This is a genomic window from Brevundimonas sp., from assembly GCF_052436175.1.
Classification (GTDB): domain Bacteria; phylum Pseudomonadota; class Alphaproteobacteria; order Caulobacterales; family Caulobacteraceae; genus Brevundimonas.
Genome location: NZ_JBQVNM010000049.1, coordinates 1 through 21,031, shown reverse-complemented (window position 1 = coordinate 21,031; position 21,031 = coordinate 1). Strand labels below are relative to the sequence as shown.

At 68.4% G+C, this 21,031-nt stretch carries 24 protein-coding genes; 2 read left to right on the top strand and 22 right to left on the bottom strand.

Features of this window, described 5'->3' with window-relative positions; translation table 11 throughout:
• Positions 1 to 544, top strand: a 544-nt coding sequence (locus ACT6QK_RS11210; RefSeq protein ID WP_444597909.1) for a fused DSP-PTPase phosphatase/NAD kinase-like protein, incomplete at its 5' end; no start/stop codon positions are given.
• 79 nt (positions 545 to 623) lie between these two features.
• Here ACT6QK_RS11210 and ACT6QK_RS11205 read toward each other — a convergent pair.
• The 21 genes from ACT6QK_RS11205 to folE all read right to left on the bottom strand — a co-directional run bounded on the left by ACT6QK_RS11205 (position 624) and on the right by folE (position 18,092).
• Positions 624 to 2,210, bottom strand: coding sequence for a DUF4139 domain-containing protein (locus ACT6QK_RS11205; RefSeq protein WP_444597908.1), 1,587 nt, complete (start codon positions 2,208 to 2,210; stop codon positions 624 to 626).
• 5 nt (positions 2,211 to 2,215) lie between these two features.
• Entirely contained in the window at positions 2,216 to 3,655 is a 1,440-nt protein-coding gene (locus ACT6QK_RS11200) for a DUF4139 domain-containing protein (protein ID WP_444597907.1), read from the bottom strand.
• 118 nt (positions 3,656 to 3,773) lie between these two features.
• Complete coding sequence (locus ACT6QK_RS11195; protein WP_444597906.1) at positions 3,774 to 3,983, bottom strand: hypothetical protein; 210 nt, start codon at positions 3,981 to 3,983, stop codon at positions 3,774 to 3,776.
• Positions 3,980 to 4,180: a hypothetical protein gene (locus ACT6QK_RS11190; RefSeq protein ID WP_444597905.1), complete on the bottom strand. Its 201-nt coding sequence runs from the start codon at positions 4,178 to 4,180 to the stop codon at positions 3,980 to 3,982. Before ACT6QK_RS11190 ends, ACT6QK_RS11195 begins: the two co-directional genes overlap by 4 nt.
• A gap of 46 nt (positions 4,181 to 4,226) precedes the next feature.
• A complete protein-coding gene (locus ACT6QK_RS11185) occupies positions 4,227 to 4,478 on the bottom strand; it encodes a DUF4170 domain-containing protein (RefSeq protein ID WP_444597904.1) in 252 nt (83 codons plus the stop codon).
• A gap of 81 nt (positions 4,479 to 4,559) precedes the next feature.
• Entirely contained in the window at positions 4,560 to 5,417 is an 858-nt protein-coding gene (locus tag ACT6QK_RS11180; RefSeq protein WP_444597903.1) for a 3'(2'),5'-bisphosphate nucleotidase CysQ, read from the bottom strand.
• Positions 5,414 to 6,763 (bottom strand): TldD/PmbA family protein, encoded by a 1,350-nt coding sequence (locus ACT6QK_RS11175; protein WP_444597902.1) that lies wholly within the window; start codon positions 6,761 to 6,763, stop codon positions 5,414 to 5,416. Before ACT6QK_RS11175 ends, ACT6QK_RS11180 begins: the two co-directional genes overlap by 4 nt.
• A 45-nt stretch (positions 6,764 to 6,808) precedes the next feature.
• Positions 6,809 to 7,234 carry an MAPEG family protein gene (locus ACT6QK_RS11170; protein WP_444597901.1) on the bottom strand — a complete coding sequence of 142 codons (426 nt, stop codon included), beginning with the start codon at positions 7,232 to 7,234 and terminating at the stop codon, positions 6,809 to 6,811.
• Positions 7,234 to 9,078, bottom strand: coding sequence for a M14 family metallopeptidase (locus ACT6QK_RS11165; RefSeq protein ID WP_444597900.1), 1,845 nt, complete (start codon positions 9,076 to 9,078; stop codon positions 7,234 to 7,236). The genes ACT6QK_RS11170 and ACT6QK_RS11165 overlap by 1 nt, the downstream gene beginning before the upstream one ends.
• A gap of 38 nt (positions 9,079 to 9,116) precedes the next feature.
• Complete coding sequence (locus ACT6QK_RS11160) at positions 9,117 to 9,752, bottom strand: hypothetical protein (protein ID WP_444597899.1); 636 nt, start codon at positions 9,750 to 9,752, stop codon at positions 9,117 to 9,119.
• Between the two features lie 4 nt (positions 9,753 to 9,756).
• The gene (locus tag ACT6QK_RS11155; protein ID WP_444597898.1) at positions 9,757 to 10,392 is read right to left on the bottom strand and encodes a hypothetical protein; all 636 of its coding nucleotides are present in this window, start codon (positions 10,390 to 10,392) and stop codon (positions 9,757 to 9,759) included.
• A gap of 139 nt (positions 10,393 to 10,531) precedes the next feature.
• Entirely contained in the window at positions 10,532 to 11,455 is a 924-nt protein-coding gene (locus ACT6QK_RS11150) for a DUF3829 domain-containing protein (RefSeq protein ID WP_444597897.1), read from the bottom strand.
• 141 nt (positions 11,456 to 11,596) lie between these two features.
• Entirely contained in the window at positions 11,597 to 13,126 is a 1,530-nt protein-coding gene (locus ACT6QK_RS11145) for a UbiD family decarboxylase (RefSeq protein ID WP_444597896.1), read from the bottom strand.
• 8 nt (positions 13,127 to 13,134) lie between these two features.
• Positions 13,135 to 13,794, bottom strand: a complete 660-nt coding sequence (locus ACT6QK_RS11140; protein WP_444597895.1) for a Pr6Pr family membrane protein — start codon at positions 13,792 to 13,794, stop codon at positions 13,135 to 13,137.
• On the bottom strand, positions 13,794 to 14,042 hold the full coding sequence (locus tag ACT6QK_RS11135) for a helix-turn-helix domain-containing protein (protein WP_444597894.1): 249 nt from the start codon (positions 14,040 to 14,042) through the stop codon (positions 13,794 to 13,796). Before ACT6QK_RS11135 ends, ACT6QK_RS11140 begins: the two co-directional genes overlap by 1 nt.
• 39 nt (positions 14,043 to 14,081) lie before the next feature.
• Positions 14,082 to 14,933 (bottom strand): aldo/keto reductase, encoded by an 852-nt coding sequence (locus ACT6QK_RS11130; RefSeq protein ID WP_444597893.1) that lies wholly within the window; start codon positions 14,931 to 14,933, stop codon positions 14,082 to 14,084.
• Between the two features lie 242 nt (positions 14,934 to 15,175).
• Positions 15,176 to 15,841 carry an alpha/beta hydrolase family protein gene (locus ACT6QK_RS11125; RefSeq protein WP_444597892.1) on the bottom strand — a complete coding sequence of 222 codons (666 nt, stop codon included), beginning with the start codon at positions 15,839 to 15,841 and terminating at the stop codon, positions 15,176 to 15,178.
• 56 nt (positions 15,842 to 15,897) lie between these two features.
• Entirely contained in the window at positions 15,898 to 16,257 is a 360-nt protein-coding gene (locus ACT6QK_RS11120; protein WP_444597891.1) for an MmcQ/YjbR family DNA-binding protein, read from the bottom strand.
• 4 nt (positions 16,258 to 16,261) lie between these two features.
• Entirely contained in the window at positions 16,262 to 16,696 is a 435-nt protein-coding gene (locus ACT6QK_RS11115; RefSeq protein WP_444597890.1) for a biopolymer transporter ExbD, read from the bottom strand.
• A 161-nt stretch (positions 16,697 to 16,857) separates the two neighbouring features.
• The gene (locus ACT6QK_RS11110) at positions 16,858 to 17,304 is read right to left on the bottom strand and encodes a biopolymer transporter ExbD (protein ID WP_444597889.1); all 447 of its coding nucleotides are present in this window, start codon (positions 17,302 to 17,304) and stop codon (positions 16,858 to 16,860) included.
• Between the two features lie 179 nt (positions 17,305 to 17,483).
• Positions 17,484 to 18,092 carry a GTP cyclohydrolase I FolE gene (gene folE / locus ACT6QK_RS11105; protein WP_444597888.1) on the bottom strand — a complete coding sequence of 203 codons (609 nt, stop codon included), beginning with the start codon at positions 18,090 to 18,092 and terminating at the stop codon, positions 17,484 to 17,486.
• A gap of 149 nt (positions 18,093 to 18,241) precedes the next feature.
• Here folE and cysS point away from each other — a divergent pair, with 149 nt between their 5' ends.
• Positions 18,242 to 19,723, top strand: a complete 1,482-nt coding sequence (gene cysS, locus ACT6QK_RS11100; RefSeq protein WP_444597887.1) for a cysteine--tRNA ligase — start codon at positions 18,242 to 18,244, stop codon at positions 19,721 to 19,723.
• A gap of 148 nt (positions 19,724 to 19,871) precedes the next feature.
• Here cysS and ACT6QK_RS11095 read toward each other — a convergent pair.
• On the bottom strand, positions 19,872 to 21,031 hold a 1,160-nt coding region (locus ACT6QK_RS11095), incomplete at its 5' end, for a lytic murein transglycosylase (RefSeq protein WP_444597886.1).

Here is a 21,031-nt window from a genome sequence, read left to right as displayed (position 1 = left end):
GGTCCGGACCAACCAGCCGTCGCCGCGTCAGTTGGAATACTGGAAGTCGCGGGGGATCAAGACGGTCATCAACCTGCGCGGGGCGCGGGACGAGGCCTATTATGCGCTGGAGAAAGACGCGTGCGAGCGGCTGGGCCTGACCCTGATCGACGCGCCGCTGGATTCGCGCGATGCGCCGGACGCGGCGCGGGTGCACCGGGCGAAGCGGCTGTTCGAGACCATTGACTATCCGGTGCTGATCCACTGCAAGTCCGGGGCGGACCGGGCGGGCCTAATGGCGGTCTTTTATCGCCATTTCCATCTGGGCGAACCGATGTCCGTGGCGATGGAGCAGTTGTCCAAGAAGTATCTGCATCACCGCGAGGGGATGACCGGGGTGCTGGACCACTTCGTCGAGAAATACGTCAACGAGATCGAGCCGACGGGGCTGAGCCTGCTCGAATGGGTCGATAGCCCCGACTATGACCCCAAGGCGATCCGGGCCGAGTTCAAGGCCGGATGGTGGGGCACGGTCCTGACCGACAGGCTGCTGCGGCGGGAGTAGGGGTATAGCGGGAGCGCGGACCTCCAAGTCCGCACTTTCCGACGCCGAAGGGCGGACCTTTAGGTCCGCGCTCCGGAGGTTAGTCGTCCCATTCGAGGGTGTAGCGCAGGGTGCGGCTCTGGCCGGCGGGGACGCGCAGACGCCAGGCCGGGACGCCCGCGTCGGTGATGACGGCGCGGACGTCGGAGGAGACGATGCGGAAGCCGCGTCGCCCGGCCTCGGCGGGGGCGAGTTCGATCTCGACGGCCTCGGGCTTGTCGTTGGAGACTGTGGCGGAGACGGTGACGCGTTCCTTGTTGCCGACCGTGCGCTCGCCCTCGAGGCTGTGTTCGACGGTCAGATCCATGGCCCGGCCGAATTCCAGCTCCACCGGCAGGCCGATCCCGCGATCGTTGAACCGGGCCTGACCGGTGAGAAGGCCGTGGCCGGCCTGACGCTCGATCAGACTGACGCCGCCGCCGGGGAGGGGGACGCCCAGGCCGTCGCGTTTGTCGTTCTTCAGGCGGAGCAAAAGGGCGGGGGCGACGGGCTCTTCCTCGTTTCGCGCGTCGATCTCGTGCCGATACAGGCGGGTGAAGCGGACGCCGGACTGTTCGAGGAAGCGGACCTGCTTGGTCTGGCGGGCGTTGACGTCCGTCAGTTCGGGCAGGGTGTAGATCTTGTAGTCGCCGAGTTCGCCCTGTGCGGCCAGTTTCTCGCGGCGCACCCGGCTGCCGGTGACGACGATGTCTTCGACCATGGCGCCGCCGATCATCATGGGCGGGGCGGCGTATTCGACGCGGTCCTCGCGGAAGGTGGGGCCGAAGGGGCCGCTGGTGGTGGTGTCTTGGGGCCAGCAGCGGGTCTCGCGCATCACCTCGACCGGATCGACCGGGCGGGTGTCGGCGTCGCGGTTCAGGGTTCCGGCCACGACCTGGACCGGCGAGCGGGAAAAGCCCGTGCCGCTGAAGTTGGCCAGGGTGATCCAGCCTGTCAGGTCGAGACTGCGTCCGTCCGGGCTGAGACGGGCCACATAGTCGGCCGACCACTGCAGCCCCGTCGCCAGATAGGCGAGGGTGACGGTGTAGCGACCGGCCGTGGGTGCTCGGGTGCGGACCGACAGGACCGGCTGGTCGCTTAACCCCTCGGGCAAGCGGTCGAAGATGATGCGTTCGGTCAGGCCGGAGCAGCCCAGCGCCTCCAGTTTGCCGTCGACCTCCAGCACCGTGCCGGTCGAGCCGGAGCGGACGACGGCGGGGCGGATGACGCGTTCGCCGGTGGCCGGGTTGGTGCGGACGACGCGGACGACATCTCCCACCGAACGGTTCAGCAGGGAGCCGGGGCTGAGAAGGTCGAAGTCGGTGTTGCGCTCCAGCACGTCGGCGGGAAGGCCGTCCAGCGTTGCGGTCTGGGGCACGATCCCCGTCGCCACGCCGCGAAAGCGGATGACGGCGTCGCCGGCCGGCAGGTCGATGACGCGCCGCTCGACGATCAGGGCCAGACCCTCGCGGTCGAGGCCCGAATTCCAAGGCTGGTTGGCCCGCGCCATCAGGGCGGCGGTATCCACGGGCTGGTCGCGATAGATGACGACGGCCGTGCTGTCCGGCGCGGGCGACAGGGTCTCAACCTGGGCGAGCGCAGGCGTGGCGAATGCGGCCGCCAGCAGGATCGCTGTGAAACCGCGCACGGCGATCAACCGCCGGTTGTGACGGTGGCGGTCAGTTTGGTCTCGCCGTTGGCCGGGACCGGCACGCGCCAGACGATGGTCTGGGCGTCCTTCAGTTCGCCCTCGATGGACTGGGCGCTGAGTTCGGTTCGGCGGCCGAGGCCACGCTGGCGGACCTCGACGACGACGGGCTCGGGCCGGGCGTTGCGGACCGTGTATTCCATCTGGAACTCCGTCCTCCAGCGGTAGTAGCTGGCCTTGGGCGCCGAGCGGGTGGCGACGACGCGGGGCTGGACGGTGACGTCGAAGGCCTGGCCGGTGGTGACCACGATGTCGGACCCGGTCGGGGTGTGGGGCACCTGATCCTCGCCGATGAAGCGGGGCTCGCCCGAGGCGTCGTTGACGTAGACGCGGGCGACGCCGGCGGGCAGCTGGGTTCCGACGCCGGAGGCCGCGCTGTTGGAGAAGATGACGGCGACGCTGGCGGCGGCGGGCTCCTCGGCGCTGTCGAAGCTCTGGGCCTGATAGAGGTAGCGTTTGGAGGCCGGGACGCCGGTCGCGGCCAGAAGGCCGACCTGTTTGGTCTGGTTGTTGGCGACGGTGACCGGTTCGGGCAGGGGATAGATGTAGACGTCGGCCAGACCCTGGGCGCCGCCGGCCTCGGTCCCGTTTCCGCGCGTGGGAACGCGGGGCGGGGGCTGATAGCCTCGGTTGTAGGGATCGGCGTTGATCAGGGCGACATCGCCCGCCACCACCCGGGTATCGGCGTTGGTGAAGGTGACGCCCGACTGGTTGGTCAGGGTGATCCAGCCGGTCAGGTCCAGCTTACCGGCTTTTTCGTCATAGCGGGCGACATAGTCGGCCTTCCACTGCAGGCCGGTCGTCAGATAGCTGAGGGAGACATCGCGGCGGCCGGCGCCCTCGGCGTCGAGCGTCACGCTGAGGGTCGGGCGCGGGCGCAGGTTGGTCGGCACCTCGTCGAAGATGACCCGGGTCGGGACGCCGTCGTCGCGCAGCACCTCGACATGGCCGTCGACGGCCAGGACCACGCCCTGATTGGCGGCGAGGACGCGGGCGCGCTGGGTCTCCTGGGCGCCCGAGCCGGGATTGGTGCGGACGATGCCAATCTCGTCGCCGACGGCCGACTGCATCAGCTTGTCGGGGGTCAGGAGGTCATAGTCGAAGTTCTGCTCGACCACGGACAGGCCGCGCCCGGACAGGCCGACGGTCTCAGGCCGGATGCTGGCGGAGACGCCGGGGAACTCATGCCGCGACCGGCCCGCCGGGACGTTGAGGGCGCGGGTGTCCTCCACCAGGGCGATGTTCTGGTTGTAGATGGTGACCGAGACCTTGTCGGGCCCGCCGGAGCCGTCCTGAACCGTCTGGGCCATGGCGGCGCCGGCCAGAAGGGTCGCCCCCATCACGCTCATCAAGGCGCTGGAGGTCAGCAGGCGGCGAAGGGTCATGGCGTCGTCTCCCGGGATCGTTTCCGGGAGGGTGTCACGGCGATCATGGCCGTGTCGAGGCGGTTCGTGGCGAGGGGGTTCTGACGCTGTTCGGCCTCGCGGGGCCTTGGTCGGGGCCTCAGCCCCAGGGGCCGGTTTTCGGGCGGCTGGCCTGCTCGGCTTCGATCTCCGCATCGCGCCGGGCCTTGCGCTGGGCCTCCCAGTCCCGGAACCAGCGGATGCGGCTGCGTTCGCCGCGCAGGGCGAAGACCCACAGGAAGAGGGTGGCCAGGAGGCCGCAGAGGCTGGCGATGGCGGCGCCGTCGAGGGTCGTGCCGAACAGGGTCATGGGCGGGCTTCCTTGGGAACGGCGTCGTCGGTTGAGGCGGCGGGTGGGTCGATCACAGGTGAAGGCGTATCGGCTAAAGATCGGCGCCGTGCGACCCAGTTGGCTTCGCTCGCCCAGACGCCACGCATGTGCACCGCCCAGGCGACGAGCCCGGCGGCGAAGACCAGCAGGGACAGGACGAACAGGACGGCGGTCATATGGCCTTCCCTAACGAGCGGAGCCGTGGCGGGTTCCGCGATGGCCTCAGTGGGCGGCGTCGCCGCGCGGGTCGATCATCTTGTGCGCGTGCAGGATGAAGAAGCGCATGTGGGCGTTGTCGACGGTGGCCTGGGCGCGGGCCTTCCAGGCGGCCTTGGCCTCCGCGTAGCTGCCGAAGGCGCCGACGAACTCGACCTTGGTCAGGTCGCGAAAGACCGGGGCGTCCAGGTGGCGCAGCTCGCCGCCGATGACGAGGTGAAGCAGCTGGGGCGTGTCGGTGGCGTGGGGATCGGACATGGGGCTCGTTTCAGGTGCGGGGAGGCGCGAAGGATATGGACCGACATCCGGGCGAAAGACGGGCGTCCGCTCGCCCCGACCTCAGTCCTGTTCGGCCAGCGCAATATGCCGAGTACGCGCGATGATCAACGGATGCAGCGCCGCAGCGGCGCAGACCATACCCGGCTGACGCGGATCCGGGCGGTTAAAGCGCCATTCGCCGCCGTGGTGATCGGTGACGACGGCCCCGGCCTCGGCGGCGATCAGTGCGCCGGCGGCCACATCCCAGTCCCAGCGTGGGGTAAAGGCGACGGCGGCGTCATACTGGCCCGCCGCCACCAGCGACATGCGGTAGGCGAGGGCGTTGCGGTTCTCGAAGCGCATCGGCGGCCAGGGCTCGGGCCAGTAGAGGTCCCGGAACATCTGGGCGCTGGCCAGGACGCCGGCGTTTTCCAGCGTTTCGGCGGCCGAGGCCCGGATGGACTGGCCGTTCAGGGTCGCGCCGCCGCCGAGGGTGGCGGTGTAGGTCTCGCCCAGCATGGGGGCGTGGACGACGGCGGCGACGACCCGGCCGTCCTCGACCACGGCGATGGGGACGCACCACCAGGGCCGGTCCTTCATGAAGGCGACGGTGCCGTCGACGGGGTCGACGATGAAGATGCGGCGGCGCGCCAGCCGGTCGGGCGTGTCCTCGGTCTCTTCCGACAGCCAGCCGTAGTCGGGGCGGGCGGACAGAAGCGCGTCCTTCAGCATGGCGTCGACGGCGTAGTCGGCGCTGGTGACCGGCGAGCCGCCCGGCTTGGAGCGGACGGAGACGCCCTTGGCCCGCTCGGCGAGAGCCAGGGCGCCGGCCTCGATGGCCGCGGCCCGGATCAGATCGAGATCGGGGCCCAGAGCGAAATCGGTCCGGGCGCCTTCGCGCCCGGGCTCAGATTTCGCTCCAGAACCCCGGTCGGTCATTTGCCGGCGATCGCCACGGCGTCGATGAGCAGGGAGGGGCTGTTGAACCCGCCCCGGAACTCCAGATCGGACCCCGGCGTCATCCGCATCCACAGGGCCTTCAGATTGCCGGCGACGGTGACCTCGCTGACCGGGTGGGCGATCTCGCCGTTCTCGAACCAGAAGCCGGAGACCCCGGCCGACCAGTCGCCGGTGTTGCCGTTCAGCGAGGGGCCGAACATGGAGGTGACCAGAAGGCCGGTCCCGGCCTGACGGCGCAGGGCCTCGGCGTCGAGGTCGCCGGGCTCCAGATGCAGGTTGTGGGTCGAGACGCCCGGCGGGCCGGCCAGACCGCGTGAGGCGTGGCCGGTGGACTGAAGGCCCAGCTGGGCGGCCGAGGCGCTGTTGAGCAGCCAGGTGGTCAGGACGCCGTTCTCGACCAGGGCGCGGCGCTCGACCTCCCCGCCTTCGTCATCGAAGGGGGTGGAGCCCAGGCCGCGCGCGCGGAAGGGGTCGTCGATCAGATTCAGGCCCGAGGGCAGGACGGCCTTGCCCAGATCGTCCTTCAGGAAGGACGAACCCCGGGCGATGGACGGGCCGGAGATGGCGCCGAGCAGGGGCGACAGGATCTGGGTGGCGACACGGTTGTCGAAGATGACCGGGGCGGTGGTGGAGGCGATCTTGCGCGGACCGACGCGCTCGACGGCGCGGCGTCCGGCCTCGGCGCCGATCCAAGCGGGGTCAGGCAGATCGGACAGCCAGCGGGTGGTGCGGCCCTCGCCGCCACGCTCCATGGCGCCGTCCTTCTCGGCGATGACGCCGACGCTGAGGGAGAAGCCGGAACCGCGATAGGCGCCGTCGAAGCCGTCAGAGGTGACCAGTCGCCATTCGCTGGAGGAGGTGGAGGCGGAGCCGCCTTCGGATCGGACGACGCCGGGGACGGCGAGGGCGGCGGCCTCGGCCTCGGCGGCGGCGGCCTCCAGTTCGGCGGCGCTGCGCTCGGAGGCGTCGAACAGATCGAGGTCAGTATGGGGGGCGGTCGCCAGCAGCTCGCGCGGGGCCAGACCGGCGTAGGGATCTTCGGGCGCCAGCCGGGCCATGGCCACGACCCGCTCGACCAGTCGGGCGCGGGTGGCGGGCGACAGGTCGGAGGCGGAGACCGACGCCTGGCGCTTGCCGACGAAGACGCGCAGGCCGAGGTCGCGGGATTCTTCGCGCTCGACATCCTCCAGGGCGCCGTTGCGAACGCCGATGGAGGCCGAGCGACTCTCGGCGGAGACCGCCTCGGCGGCGTCGGCGCCCGCCTTCAGCGCGGCGGCGACGAGATCATGCAGGAGTTCGGCGGCGGAGGAGGTGTCGGAAGCCATGCCCCGATATGGCCGACCCCCTTCGCAACTGCAATGCGGGACCGCCTAGAGGAAGACGCCGACGATCAGCAGGACGGCCGAGGCGATGAAGACCAGATAGGTCAGAACCATGCCGAGCATCCGGCCGACAGCCGGCTGTTTCGCGCTGTGCATGCCGATCGCGTGCAGCACGCGGCCGAGGAAGAGGGCGGCGCCGAGGGCGTGGACGATGCCCGCCGACCAGCCGAGCAGGGCGACCAGGGTGATGGCGACCAGGCCGATCGGGACGTATTCGATGGCGTTGCCAAAGGTGCGGCTGGCGGTGTTGAGGACCGCGTGGCCGCCGTCGCCGAGCGAGACCTTCAGCGAGCGCCGGTGCAGAGACACCCGCACCGTCAGGACCAGCAGCAGGATCAGGCTGAGGCCGGCCCAGAGGGCGACGGCGCTGATGGCCTCGTGATGGAAGGCCGTGGCGTCGACGGGAGTGGGCATCAGTTGACCTCGCGCGCCACGGGATAGAGGCGGTAGCGCTGATCATAGAAGGGCGTCCGCTCATAGAACCAGCCCAGGCGGGCGTCGCCGTCGGCGGCGAAGGCCGGGTCGGCCGCCAGCTTCGCCTCGAACTCGGCCTTGAGCGCCGGATCGGCGGCCAGCATCCGGTCGGCGATAGGGGCGACGGCGTAGCCCTCGATATATTCGACGCGGCTGAGCACCTCGGGGAAGAGGCCCCAGGCGAAGAAGCTCTCGGACGACTGGGGCTCCAGCAGCAGGATGGCGATGTCGCCCATGGGTTGGTCCGTCGGGACGCGGACCGAGCCGGCCGGGAAGACCCAGTCGCGACGCTCGGGCGTGACCCCGGTCAGGGTGAAGCCGACGTGGCCCTCGTTGGGACGGGCCGCGGGGCGGGCGCCGTCGAGACGCAGCATCTCGACCGGGACGGTGCGCGGGGCGTCGAGCGTCTCCATGGCGATGTTGTGGAGGCGCAGCCGCTCGATGATGTCGGTGCGGTAGGAAGGCACCCAATAGGCTTCGGGCCGCTTCAGCGTCAGGGTCGGGTGGGAGCCGTAGAAGGGCATCTGCCACAGCTCGGGATCGGGCTTGCCGAGCCAGCGCAGTTCGGTGCGGCCGGACGAGGGGCTGTCGTAGGTCTCGTAGAGGATGCCCTTGAACGGCCGGGTCGAGGTCGGGGTCTCGTCCGAGGTGAAGTTGGCGGGCAGTTCGGCCGGGCGCAGGGCGCGGTCGGCGGTGATGGCGGCGCGTACGGCCGGACCCTCGGTCGCCAGCAGGGTCAGGGCGTGTTCGAGCAGGACATAGGTGCCCAGCACCCGCTGCTCATGCGGCTTCAGGCTGTGATTCTCGATCAGGACGGTGGGGATGTGGGCGGCCGAGCCCCAGCCGTTCGAGAACCGCTCGCCCAGGCCGCCGTCGCCGAGGCCCTTCTTCGGATCGCGATCGTCGATGCCGAAGACCAGTTCGCCGGGGATATGGCCCTGGGCCTCCAGGGCGGCGTTCAGGGTGGGCTTGTAGCGGTCGTTCAACCAGGCCGAGACGGCCGGAGAGCGGGTGAAGGCGCCGTCCTCGCCGTTAAAGCCGAAGGTGACGTCATACTGGTAGTCCATCCCGTCGGTGACGTGGATGTCGATGTAGAGGTCCGGCTCGTACTTGTGGATCAGACCCATCAGGGCCCGCATCTCGGGCTGGTCCAGCTTGAGGAAGTCGCGGTTGAGGTTCTGGTTGGTGGCCGTGTTGCGCCAGCCCTGAATGCGGGGGCCACGCTGGTTGGGTCGGGAATAGGGGCCGGAGCGCTCGTGGCCATCGACGCTGAGGATCGGGATGAGGATCAGGTTGACGCGGTCCAGCAGACCGTCCTTGCCGTAGAAGGCTATGTCGCGCAGCAGCATCATGCCCGCGTCCTTGCCGTCGATCTCGCCCGGGTGGATGCCGGCCTGAGCGAGGACGAGGGGCTTGGCGGGATCCAGGGTCGCGCCGTCCTTCGAGGCGATGACGGCGTAGATCGGGCGACCTTCTGGCGAGACGCCGAACTGTTCGATGCGGATCAGGTCGGACGCCGCGTCCAGCCGGTCGAACCAGGCGCGGGTGTCGGCATAGGTCGGGCTGAAGTCATGCGCCGGATCAGCCTCGAACGGCGTGACCCAGGGATCGGAGGCGTCGCGCAGCAGGGATTTCGACGCGCCGTTCCATTCCGGGGCGGGCGGCAGGAAGGGCTGGTCCCAGGCGGCGGCGTTGGGAACGGAGGAAGCCGGGGGTGTGGATTGAGCCATGGCGGAACTCGCGACAAGGAACATCGAGGCGGAAAGCAGGAGCAGGCGGTTCATGAACGTCTCTCTTCGCCTTTCGATCGGGGCTGGCAAGATCAGGGATGAGCCGGAGCTGCTGCGGCCGGCGGCGCCTGGGGCTTCAACCGGGCCTCTCGCGCCGCCGCGGTCTGGACGCTCTGGGCGGCGATCAGCAGATAGATGGCGATGTGCAGACCCACGGTCACGGCGAACAGCCAGGCCCGCCGGGTGAGGGCGGCGGTCAGGATGAGTGCGAGGTAGAGACCAAGGTTCACGGCGTAGATCTGCATCAAGGCCATGCCGTTCGTCCGGTCGAGATTGGCCCAGAAGGCCGCGATCATCAGCAGGATGTTGGCGAGAACGAGCAGCAGCAGGACCGCTCGCTTGTTGGCCCAGAAGTGGTCGTCGAGGCCGGCGACCTCGTCTTCCCACTCGGGAAAGATCAGGCTGGCGGCGATGAAATAGACCACCGCCACCACCAGTCCGGCGACAAGCAGGCCGTAACTGAAAGGCAGGTGGCGGAAGTTGGTCCAGGCCGCGTCCCAGAAGGTGGCGATGTCCAGAGCGACGAAGGCCGCCAGCATGGGGGTCTTCCATCCGATGCGGACCTTCCGACGGTGCTTGAAGGCGCGGGCCGCGCCGGTGGCGATGACCGTGACCGACAGGCCGAGCACCAGGCCGTAGAAGCTGAAGAAGAAGTCGAAGGCGTCCAAGCTCTTACTCCGAGGCGTTCGCGGGCGGAGTGAAGGACCAGCCGCCGGACTGGATCAGGCTGTTGGCCGAGCGGCTGACGTTGAAACCGTGATAGGCCACCAGGACGATCAGGGCCGCGATCACCAGCCTGCGCGACCGCGCGAAGGCGCCGATCGAGGTTCCGCCCATGAACAGGACAAGGCCGATCCAGAAGATCGGCGATTGCATCGACTTCGTCATCTGGCCGCTGAGGCCCGCGTTGGCGAAGAAGACGGCGGCGATGATCAGGTTGGCGATCAGGACGCAGGAGAAGACCGCGCGACGGTGGGCCCAGAACTGATCGTCGAGGTCGGTGGAGGCCTCTTCCGTCGCTTCCCGGCCCGGGAAGGTCACGCTGGCGGCGACGTAGAAGACGGCGGCCACGACCAGACCCACGACCAGCAGGGCCATGCTGAACGGGGCGAACCGGAAGATGGTCCAGGCCTGGTTCCAGAAGGTGGCGATATCGACGGCGACGAAGACGGCCAAAAGCGGCGTCAGCCAGCCGAAGCGCACGGCGCGTCGCCGATGCAGGACGCGGGCGAATCCGGCCACCAGCTCGGCCACGGACAGGCCGAGCAGAAGGCCATAGAAGCTGAAGAAGAACTCGAACGCGCTCACGGCCCCTCCCGGACGAATCGAAGGCCAAGCTAGGGCCCGGCCGGTCATCTGTCGCCTGCCGATCGCGCAGACGGGGTGGTTTGCCGGTCGCACGAACGACGGCGCATCCCCGGAACCTGTCCGGGGACGCGCCAACGGCTCAGGGCGCCGGGAACTCGATGTCGTTCAGCTGTTCGACGGCGTCGTTGTATTGATCCACGATGGTTTCGCGGTCGCTGTCGTCCTGATCCTGCTTGTAGTCGCGCCAGGCGCCGACCATGCGGCCGAGGTAGCCGGAGATCAGGTCGAACTCGACCTTGTTCTCGGCGCCCGAAGCCATAGCCGCCTCGCTCTTGCGCAGTTCGACCAGGGCGGCCTCGAGCTGGGGCATCAGGCGGTCGGCCTCGGCGACGTTCTTGTCGATGACGGCGGTGCTGAAGTGGTCAGCCAGCTGCATGGCCTGCATGACGTTGGCCGCGTCGGTGTGGCCGCCCTTGCGATAGGCCTCGACGCGCGCCGCGTCGCGCGCCCGCAGATATTCGGTCAGGGCGCCGTCCAGTTCCTCAATGGCGGCGATCGTGCCTTCATAGGCCGTCATCAGGGCCGGGTGGGCCGCCTTGCCCTTGGCCAGGGCGTCGTCGCGATAGGCGCGGGTCTCGTAGTAGGGCTCCAGCGTCTGCCACTGGGTCAGCAGCAGGGCTCCCTGGGCGAGGACCTTGTCGACGGCGGCGTCGGCCCTGGCGCTCTTGTCGCCGCCGGAGAGGGCGCGGCCTTCCTTGAGCTTGGCCAGGGCCCGCTCCAGATTGCTGATGTTCTCGGGGAAATAGATCGACCCGCCGGCCGAAGCGCCGGGGATGTTAAGCTCGCGGTAGGAGGCGAACTGTTTGGAGACGCCCCAGTTCTCGTCGATCAGGGCGTTGAAGCCGTCAGTGTAGTGGCTGAACTTCTCCTGCACGGCCTCGGAGCCCGAGGCGGCTGCGACGGACGGGGCCTTGCCGTTTTCACCCTGATTTCCGCAGGCGGCGACGCCGAGCGTCAGGCTCCGGGCCAGGGCCAGTACGGCGGTACGCGACAGAGATTTCATGGAAGGCTCCCCTTTGAACCGGCGCCTTCAGCGGCGCCGTTTGAACAACGGCAGAGCTAGCGCGCGGTTGCAGGGCAAGTCAGGTCCACATCTCCAGATTGTGAGGATTGTTTACAAACCTGGCGTGGTGGCAGGCGCCCTCTACTTCCAGATCGGCGTGCCGTCACCCGGGAGGCCGAGGCGGTCCCACATGTCGGAGACGCGGTCGATCACGCCCGGCTCCATGCGGATCTCCTCGCCCCATTCGCGTTTGGTCTCGGGCTCCCACTTGTCGGTGGCGTCCAGGCCGATCTTGGAACCGAGGCCGCTCTCGGGGGAGGCGAAGTCGAGGTAGTCGATGGGGGTGTTCTCGATCAGGGTGATGTCGCGCGCGGGGTCCATCTTGGTCGAGATGGCCCACATGACCTGTTTCCAGTCGCGGGCGTCGATGTCGTCGTCCACGACGATGACCCATTTGGTGTACATGAACTGGCGCAGATAGCTCCAGACGCCCAGCATCACCCGCTTGGCGTGGCCCGGATAGGCCTTCTTCATCGACACCACGGCGATGCGATAGGAGCAGCCCTCGGGCGGCAGCCAGAAGTCGGTGATCTCCGGGAACTGCTGCCGCAGCAGGGGGATGTAGTCCTCGTTCAGGGCCTCGCCCAGCACGCTGGGCTCGTCCGGCGGGCGGCCGGTGAAGGTGGTCAGGTAGAGGGGATCGCGGCGCATGGTGATCGCCGTCACCTGGAACACCGGGAAGGTCTCGACGGAGTTGTAGTAGCCGGTGTGGTCGCCATAGGGGCCCTCGGGCGCGTGCTCATCGAGCAGGACGTGGCCCTCCAGCACGATTTCGGCGTTGGCCGGAACCATCAGGGGCACGGTTTTGCAGGGGACCAGTTCAGCCTTGGCCCCGCGCAGCAGGCCGGCGAACTGGTATTCCGACAGGGTGTCGGGCACCGGCGTCACGGCCGCCAGGATGGTGCCCGGATCGGCGCCGAGAACCACGGCGCAGGGCAGGGGCTCGCGCTTGCCGGCCTTCTTGTGCCGGGCGTAGTGCTGGGCGCCGCCGCGATGGGCCAGCCAGCGCATGATCGCCTTGTCCTTGCCCAGGACCTGCATCCGGTAGATGCCGAGGTTGAAGTCGTCCTCGCGCGCGTCCGACGGTCCCTTGGTGACGACGAGGCCCCAGGTGATCAGGGGGGCCGGTTCGCCGGGCCAGCAGCCCTGGATTGGCAGGCTGGTCAGGTCGATCTGGTCGCCCTTGAGCACCACCTGCTGGACCGGGGCGGTCTTCACCACCTTGGGCCTCATCGACATGACCGTCTGGGCCAGCGGCAGCATCTCCATGGCGTCGCTCAAGCCCCGCGGCGGAGTCGGGTTGCGCAGGAAGGCCAGAAGCTCGCCGACCTCACGCAGTTCGGCGGCGGTGGTGCGGGTCTTCTTCTCCATGGTGACGCCCATCGCGACTCTTTTCACCGTGCCGAACAGGTTGGCGAGGCAGGGGATGGGGCTGATCGTGCCGTCCGGCATGACCGGCTTTTCGAAGATCACCGCCGGGCCGCCGTTGCGTAGCAGCCGGGTCTGGATTTCGGTCATCTCAAGGTGGGTGGAGACGGGTTCACTGACGCGGACGAGTTCGCCCTCGGCTTCGAGGAGGTCGATGAAGTCGCGCAGGGATTTGTAGGCCATGCCGCTGATTAGGCGGCGGAGGTCGCTCTGTCACCTCGCCCGAACAGGCCGTCGATCAGAACGACCAGGAGGCCCAGGCCGAAGAAGAGGGTCAGCAGGCCGCCGAAATTGATCAGGGCGCGCGACAGGCCCAGCATCTCGGCGTTGATGAACCAGTAGGGCCACCAGTCGGCGGCATAGCCGTGGATCAGGGTCCAGAGGCCGTAGGCGAGGGGGAAGGCCAGCCAGCGGGCCGCCGAGGGCCAGCGAAGACTGCCCTTGGGCGTGAATATCAGCCAGTCCAGCAGCATGGCGGTCGGCATGACGTAATGCAGTAGGACGTTCACCAGGAAGGACCAGCCCTGCGGGTTCCATGTGGCGTGGAGGAGGAAGTGATACACCAGCCCCACCACCACGGCGTAGAGGGTCGCGCCCGAGCGGATCATCGGCGAGCGGGCGAAGCGGCCGGGGGCGCTGTCGGGGGCGATCGCCGGCGCCAGCATGGCCAGGGCGATCAGGACATTGGTCAGGATGGTGAAATAGCTGAAGAAGTTCAGTGTCAGTTCGAGCGGCGTCCGATCCGGCGTCTGCAGGATCAGGCCGTACTGAAGGCCCAGGGCGAACAGGCCGACGACGGCGAAGACTAGGTGCCAGAGACGCGCCGTCGCGGGCCGTCTTGAGAGGGGCATCAGTAGGCGGGCCGGTCGGAGACCAGGGCCCAGACCGGCAGGGACAGCCGCATGGTCGCGGCGTTCAGCTGACAGGAATCGAGATGGGCGCGGCCGGCCTCGGCGCGGCGGGTCAGTTCCGGCGACAACTCGAGGGCCGTGGCCAGGTCTTCGATCGACACGCCGCGTCGCTCCCGCCAGGACTTCAGCCGATGGCCGACGGCGGCGTCTTCAGGATCGACGCCAGGGAAGCCGAGAACCGAACCCATCCTTCCTCTCCCACATGCGCGCCGGTCACCGCCGTCGCGTCACGCCCATTCTTCGTCCCATTTGAAGGCGTCGTCCAGCCAGTCGCCGAGGCGGCCGTCGGGGCGGGCGAGGGCGTGGATGCGGTCCATGTCCTCGCCGGTCAGGGCGAAGTCGAAGATGTCGAAGCTTTCCTCGGCGCGGCTGACCTTGGTGGTGCGCGGAATGGCGATAACCTCCTGCTGGATCAGCCAGCGCAGGACGACCTGACCGGCCGACTTCCCGTGGGCGCGGGCGATCTCGTTGATGGTCGGGTCGTCGGCGATCTTGCCCTGGGCCAGGGGCGACCAGGCGGTGATGGAGGAGCCGAGGTCGCGGGCGGTGTCCAGCAGTTTCGTCAGCTTGAGGTAGGGGTGGTATTCGACCTGGTTGGTGACCAGCCGGGCCTTTGAGAGCGCCTGCGCCTCGCGGAACTGGGTCGAGGGGAAGTTGGACAGGCCGATGGTGCGGGTCAGGCCCTGATCCCTGGCCTCGTTGAGGGCGCCCAGGGTCTCGGCGAAGGACGGCTGCGGCTTGGGCCAGTGGAGCAGCAGGAGGTCGGGGGTGAAGCCGAGGCTGGCGGCCGATTCCGTCGCCTGTTTCAGCAGGCCGTCGCGGTCGAAATGCTGGACCCAGATCTTGGTCGTCAGCCAGAGGTCGTCGCGGGCGACGTGGCCGGCCTCGATGGCGTCGCGGATGCCGTCGCCGACCGCCTTCTCGTTCTTGTAGATCCAGGCCGTGTCGATATGGCGGTAGCCGATGCGCAGGGCCTCGCGCGTCATGCGCCGGGCGTCGTCGCCCTCCAGCTGCCAGGTGCCGAAGCCGAGCAGGGGAATGGTATGGCCGTCGACGGTGATCGCGGGCTGGTCGGTCATGGGGGCAGGCTCCGGCTCTGGGGATCGGCTTACCTATGTCCTCGCGGTCAGGGCGCAACCAGCCAGTCGTGGATTTCCTCCCACAGAGGCTCCATGCCCCGGCGGAAGGCGCCCTCATGGCCGATGCGTTTCTGCTGGACGTCAGAGGGGCGGCGCACGACGACCTCGGCCGGCGCGTTCGGGTAGGCCTGAAGCAGGATCGGGCCCGTAACCGGGGTGGCGATGGGGTCGTCGGTGAAGATCTAGGACCGGATCGGGGCGGTTATGTCATCGAAGTGATGGGGCTGAAGACGGTCGGGGAGTTCGTCGAGGAAGTAGGGTTCCTTCAGGCACCAGCGCCGCCAGGTGGTGAAGACGCCGCGCGGCAGGTCGGTCCCGGCCCAGAGACCGCCGCCCTTGATATAGCCGCGCCTCCGCAGGCTGAACGGGCCAAAGCCGAGCCAGAAGAACAGCTCCAGCGGATTGTAGGACCGGTGGTGGCGGCCCCAGTAGCCGGAGCCCACGGCGACGAAGGCGTGGCGCCCGATCCGGGCGTGATTGGGCATGAAGCCGAGGAAGTGGCCGCCGACGCTATGGCCGACGTGGGTGACGGGCAGGCCTGGGGCCGCGGCGATCAGGGCGTCGAGGGCGGCGGGCATGTCCAGCCGCCCCCAGTCCGGATAGTCCATGACCATGGCGGCCAGATCCTCGGGACGCGATCCGGCGATGCCCCGGAAATCATAGGTCAGGACTACGGCGCCCCGCCCGGCCAGCCAGCGGGCGAAGCGGTCGTAGAAGCCCTTGGGGAAGCCGGTGCCGGAGCTGACCAGGACGGCGTGGGTGGGTCTGGCCGGCGAGAGCAGGCGCATCGAGAGCGGATAGCCGTCGGCCGCCGGCTGGATGAAGTCGTGGACAGCGATGTCAGTCATGGGCGCAGGTCCGTTCTCTTTCGATACGGACTATGGTCGGATGACGCCGCGTCAGGTCAAGCGGGAGATTCACCCGGAATGTTGGGGTGGAGGCGTGAGACCTTCGGCGGCGCCGCCCTTCGCCAGCGCCGCGCCAGCATGACCGTCAGCCAGGCGGGATCGACGGCGGCCACGCGGGCCAAGATGATGGGATAGTCGCGATAGTGGTCGGTGAAGTGAAAGGTGGCCGGGTCCATCTCGATCAGGAGTTCGCGCTCATCCAGACTGTCGAGATGGACCACGACGCTGTCGTCGAGGTGGGGCCGCATCCAGGTGAAGAACTTGCCGGCGACCTTGAACGACGGCTCGCCGTAGGAGGACGACCGTTCGACCGCCGGGAAGGACAGGATCAGGGCCTCGACGTCGTCACGGGTCATCGACCTATTCGATGTCCTCGTTGATGAGGCCGACTTTGAAGAAGCCGTTGGCCTGGAGGGTGTTCATGACGCCCATGAACTGGTCGTAGCGGACGGAGGGCTGGGCGCGGACGAAGAGACGCTCGTTTCGGCAATCGCCGCCGCCGAGCGCGGCGCAGGTGTCGGCCGGCAGGGTCTGCATCGTCGTGGGCCTGTCGCCGATGAAGACGGCGCCGTTCTCCTGCACGGTGATGAAAACGGGTTCGCGGGGCGGGGCGATCGTGTGGTGGCTCGGGGGCGGCAGGTCCAGGTTGATCGAGACGGTGGCCAGGGGCGCGGAGACCATGAAGATGATCAGCAGCACCAGCATGATGTCGACGAACGGGGTGACGTTGATGTCGGAGTTCTGTTGAACCGTCGCGCCGTTGGAGGCGCCGGGGGTGGAGAGTTTCGAGCCCATAGTCTGACGTCTCCTGCTGGAGGCCCGACACCCGGCCGGGCCGAGGTTGCGAACCCGCCGTGATCGGCGCGGAACATCGCTATCTGCAACCGGCATTCGGACAAGAAAAAGGCCGCGTCCCGGAGGGCGCGGCCTTTGGTCCTTGTGAACCGGCGCGGGGCCTATTCGATGTCTTCGTTCAGCAGGCCGACCTTGAAGTAGCCGTTCTTCTGCAGGTCGTTCATGACCTCCATGAACTGGTTGTAGGTCACGTCCGGCTGGGCGCGGACGAAGACGCGCTCGTCCTTGCAGTTCGGGCTGGGCTGCAGGGCGCCGCAGACGTCGGCGGCCAGGGTTTCGATGGTCGTCTGACGCTCGGCGATGAAGATCGAGCCCGAGTCCTGGATGGTGATGTAGACCGGATCCTTGGGCTTTTCAGCCGAGGGCGGCGGCGGGGTCGCCGGCGGCAGGTCCAGGTTGATCGACACGGTGGCCAGCGGGGCCGAGACCATGAAGATGATCAGCAGCACCAGCATGATGTCGACGAACGGGGTGACGTTGATTTCCGAGTTTTGCTCGATCGTCTTGCCGCCCGAGGCGCCGGGGGGGCCCGAAAGTTTACCGCCCATGTGTTTCGTCTCTCCGTCGAGGGCCCGCGTCGTGCGAGCTTGCGTGTCAGGTTCGGCACCGTCTTGGCGTCATGGGCGCGCCTTGTAAAGCACTCTCGGCGTCGCGCGGGGATTTTCACATCACCGACGCACGATCATGCCCCGGGCCCCGGAATGGGCGCGAAAGATCGTTCCCGAGATCAGCCCTTGGCCAGCTTCAGGAAGCGCTCGATCAGGGCCGGATCGGTCTTGAATGCGCCGGTGAAGCGGGTGGTCGTGGTCGAGACGTGGCGATGGTGCACGCCGCGCGTGGTCATGCACTGGTGCTGGGCGTCGATCAGGACCGCGACGCCCAGGGGGGCGAGGTGCGATTCGATGGCCGCGACCACGTCATTGGTCAGGGTTTCCTGATTCTGGAGCCGGCGGGCGAAGATCTCGACCACCCGGGCCAGCTTGGAGATGCCGACGACCTTCTCGCCCGGGATGTAGGCGACGGTCGCCTTGCCGAGGAAGGGCGCCAGGTGGTGTTCGCAGTGGCTTTCGACCTCGATGTCCTTGAGCAGGACCATGTCGTCATAGCCGGTCACGTCCTCGAAGGTGCGCGACAGCTCGGCGGCCGGATCGGCGTCGTAGCCGTCGAACCATTCGCCATAGGCGTCCACGACCCGCTTGGGCGTGTCGATCAGGCCCGCGCGCGTCGGATCGTCGCCGGCCCAGGCGATGAGGGTGCGCACGGCCTCCAGCGCCTGTTCGCGCGAAGGACGCGCGGTGTTGGCGACGAGAACGGGCTTGGTCGGACTGGCGGTCATCGGGGAGGGGCGCTTTCGCCGTTAAAATCGGAATTGCACGTCGGAAACGACGCTTTATCAGCTTGGGCGGCTATATGGGACTTCCCCGACGTCCTGCAAGCGAACCCGTTTGCCCGAGCGACCAACCCGAAACGAACCGCGCCGACCCGATGACCCTGCACCTCTACGACACCCTGCATCGCACCAAGCGCGCGTTCGAGCCGCGCGATCCGGACCGGGTGACCCTCTATGTCTGCGGCCCGACGGTCTATGACTTCGCCCATATCGGCAATGCGCGGCCTCCGGTGGTGTTCGATGTCCTGGTCCGGCTGCTGCGGCGTCGCTACGGGGCCAACAGCGTGATCTACGCCCGCAACGTCACCGACGTGGACGACAAGATCAATCAGAAGGCGATGAAGGAGGGGGTGGTCATCAGCGAGATCACCCATCGCTACGAGGCCGCCTATCTGGCCGACATGAAGGCCTTGAACGTCTCGCCGCCCGACATCGCCCCGCACGTCACCGACCACATCGAGGCCATCGTCAGCCAGATTCAGAAGATCGTGGACGCCGGCTGCGCCTATGCGGCCGAGGGGCATGTGCTGTTCGATGTTTCGTCTTACCCGGCTTATGGCGCGCTGTCGGGCCGGAACCTGGACGACATGATCGCCGGGGCGCGGGTCGAGGTCGCGCCCTATAAGAAGAACGCCCACGACTTTGTGCTGTGGAAGCCGTCGAAAGAGGGCGAGCCGTCCTGGCCCTCGCCCTGGGGCGAGGGGCGGCCGGGCTGGCATATCGAATGCTCGGCCATGATCGAGGAGACCCTGGGGCTGCCGATCGACATTCACGGCGGCGGCATCGATCTGGTGTTTCCTCACCATGAGAACGAGATCGCCCAGGGGGTCTGCGCACACGGCCATGCGCATGCCGATGCGGCGCCCGAAGAATACAGCCGCTACTGGATGCACAACGGCTTCCTGACCGTCGACGCCGAGAAGATGTCCAAGTCGGTCGGCAACGTCCTGCTGCTGCATGATCTGGTGCAGCATTTCCCGGGCGAGGTGGTGCGCTGGGCCCTGTTGAGCGCCCACTATCGCCAGCCGCTGGACTGGAACCAGAGCCTGCTGGAACAGAGCCGCAAGAACCTGGATCGGCTGTACGGGGTCCTGCGCGACGCGGACGCGGCCCTGGCGGGCTATGAGGCGGAGGGGCTGGGGGATGCGGAGTTCGGCGACGCGGAGATGCGGGCGGCTGAACTGGAACTGGCCGAGGCGGACCTGGCGCCGGTGCTGGACGCACTCGAGGATGATCTGAACACCCCGGAGGCCGTGGCGCGTCTGTTCGCCCTGGGGAACGCCGTGCGCGATGCGCTGAACGATGCGGAGGGCGACCTGCGCGACCTGGCCCTGGCGCGGGGGACGCTGCTGGAGGCGGCGGGTCTGCTGGGCGTGCTGCAGACCGCGCCGGAGGAGTGGTTCGAAGGCGGCGACCCGGCCCTGAAGGCCGAGGTCGAGGCCCTGCTGGCCGAACGGGTCGAGGCGCGGGCGGCCAAGAATTGGGCCGAGGCGGATCGGATCCGCGACCGGCTGACCGAATTGAACGTGGTGGTCATGGACGGCCCGACCGGCGCGACCTGGCGGGTCAAGGGGTAGAGCCTTCTCCCTCCCCTTCATGGGGAGGGACGATCGCGAAGCGATCCGGGTGGGGAAAGCTAGAACGCCGCTGGCGTGCCGAACGTCCCCACCCTGGCCTTCGCTACGCTCCGGCCGTCCCTCCCCATAAAGGGGAGGGAGAGAGCCGTCACCGCCGCATCAGCTCATCTGCCAGGGCGGCGGTCAGATAACCGTCGGCCAGCCTGCCGTTGGCCTTCTGCCACAGGCGCAGGGCGTTGCGGGTGTTGGTTCCGACCACGCCATCCACGCCGCCGGTGTCATAGCCCATGCGGGTCAGGGCGGCCTGGGCGCCGATGCGCTGCTCGCGCGACAGGGGGGCGTCGTTCGGCCAGGTTCCGACCAGTCCCGGGCGACCCTCGACCCCGTCCGCCGTCAGACCGATGGCGAGGGCGTAGCTGACGGAGTTGTTGTAGCGCCGGATGACATAGTGGTTGGGCAGGGCCAGGAAGGCGGGGCCGCGCGCGCCTTGGGGCAGGAGGAGGACGGCCTGTTCAGCGGCCTCGGCCGCAGTGGGGGTGCCGCCACGGGCGATCGTGACACCCTTGCCCGCCCAGTATGACCACGGATGGCGCGGGCCCTCGGCCTCGGAGTAGTCGAAGCCGGTCGGCAGGACGACCTCATAGCCCCAGCGCTGACCCCGCTTCCATCCGGCCTGGGCCAGGAGGTTGGCGGCCGAGGCCAGGGCGTCGACGTCCGAGCCCCAGATATCGACCTTGCCGTCGCCGTTCTGATCGACGCCGAGGCGCAGATAGTTGTCGGGCATGAATTGGGTCTGGCCCATGGCCCCGGCCCAACTGCCTTTCAGGCCCGCGCGGTCGCGGCGGCCGTCGATGACGATGTCGAGGGCATGCTTCAGCTGTCCCTCGGCCCAGTCGCGGCGGCGGCCGTCGTAGGCAAGGGTGGCCAGGGAGCGGATGACGTCCTTGTTCCCCTGAACCTGGCCGAAGCTGGACTCCTGGGCCCAGACGGCGACGAGGATCTCGGCGGGGACGCCGTAGCGCTGGGTCACGGCCCAGGGCACGGCGTCGGAGCGACGGCGGGCCTCGGCCACACGCGCGGCGCTGACGGCGTTCTGGACATAGGCGCCGGCCGGGCGGCTGAACTCGGGCTGGGCGCCGTCGAGGCGGACCACGTCGGGGTCGGGGCTGAGCCCGGCCAGTTGCTGTTCGTAGGCGGCGCGGCGGGCGCCGCCGTGCCGGGCCAGGAAGCCCTGTTTCCAGCCGTCGAAGCCGGGCTGGTCGGGGGCGGCGTTCGCAGGCGGAGAGGCGGGGGCGTCCGGCGTGGGTC

What these genes read in the sequence shown, in the direction of transcription:
- ACT6QK_RS11200 (WP_444597907.1), bottom strand. Translation starts at nt 3,655, where the DNA reads ATGACCCTTCGCCGCCTGCTGACCTCCAGCGCCTTGATGAGCGTGATG.
- ACT6QK_RS11195 (WP_444597906.1), bottom strand. Translation starts at nt 3,983, where the DNA reads ATGACCCTGTTCGGCACGACCCTCGACGGCGCCGCCATCGCCAGCCTC.
- ACT6QK_RS11190 (WP_444597905.1), bottom strand. Translation starts at nt 4,180, where the DNA reads ATGACCGCCGTCCTGTTCGTCCTGTCCCTGCTGGTCTTCGCCGCCGGG.
- ACT6QK_RS11185 (WP_444597904.1), bottom strand. Translation starts at nt 4,478, where the DNA reads ATGTCCGATCCCCACGCCACCGACACGCCCCAGCTGCTTCACCTCGTC.
- ACT6QK_RS11180 (WP_444597903.1), bottom strand. Translation starts at nt 5,417, where the DNA reads ATGACCGACCGGGGTTCTGGAGCGAAATCTGAGCCCGGGCGCGAAGGC.
- ACT6QK_RS11175 (WP_444597902.1), bottom strand. Translation starts at nt 6,763, where the DNA reads ATGGCTTCCGACACCTCCTCCGCCGCCGAACTCCTGCATGATCTCGTC.
- ACT6QK_RS11170 (WP_444597901.1), bottom strand. Translation starts at nt 7,234, where the DNA reads ATGCCCACTCCCGTCGACGCCACGGCCTTCCATCACGAGGCCATCAGC.
- ACT6QK_RS11165 (WP_444597900.1), bottom strand. Translation starts at nt 9,078, where the DNA reads ATGAACCGCCTGCTCCTGCTTTCCGCCTCGATGTTCCTTGTCGCGAGT.
- ACT6QK_RS11150 (WP_444597897.1), bottom strand. Translation starts at nt 11,455, where the DNA reads ATGAAATCTCTGTCGCGTACCGCCGTACTGGCCCTGGCCCGGAGCCTG.
- ACT6QK_RS11145 (WP_444597896.1), bottom strand. Translation starts at nt 13,126, where the DNA reads ATGGCCTACAAATCCCTGCGCGACTTCATCGACCTCCTCGAAGCCGAG.
- ACT6QK_RS11140 (WP_444597895.1), bottom strand. Translation starts at nt 13,794, where the DNA reads ATGCCCCTCTCAAGACGGCCCGCGACGGCGCGTCTCTGGCACCTAGTC.
- ACT6QK_RS11135 (WP_444597894.1), bottom strand. Translation starts at nt 14,042, where the DNA reads ATGGGTTCGGTTCTCGGCTTCCCTGGCGTCGATCCTGAAGACGCCGCC.
- ACT6QK_RS11130 (WP_444597893.1), bottom strand. Translation starts at nt 14,933, where the DNA reads ATGACCGACCAGCCCGCGATCACCGTCGACGGCCATACCATTCCCCTG.
- ACT6QK_RS11125 (WP_444597892.1), bottom strand. Translation starts at nt 15,841, where the DNA reads ATGACTGACATCGCTGTCCACGACTTCATCCAGCCGGCGGCCGACGGC.
- ACT6QK_RS11120 (WP_444597891.1), bottom strand. Translation starts at nt 16,257, where the DNA reads ATGACCCGTGACGACGTCGAGGCCCTGATCCTGTCCTTCCCGGCGGTC.
- ACT6QK_RS11115 (WP_444597890.1), bottom strand. Translation starts at nt 16,696, where the DNA reads ATGGGCTCGAAACTCTCCACCCCCGGCGCCTCCAACGGCGCGACGGTT.
- ACT6QK_RS11110 (WP_444597889.1), bottom strand. Translation starts at nt 17,304, where the DNA reads ATGGGCGGTAAACTTTCGGGCCCCCCCGGCGCCTCGGGCGGCAAGACG.
- folE (WP_444597888.1), bottom strand. Translation starts at nt 18,092, where the DNA reads ATGACCGCCAGTCCGACCAAGCCCGTTCTCGTCGCCAACACCGCGCGT.
- cysS (WP_444597887.1), top strand. Translation starts at nt 18,242, where the DNA reads ATGACCCTGCACCTCTACGACACCCTGCATCGCACCAAGCGCGCGTTC.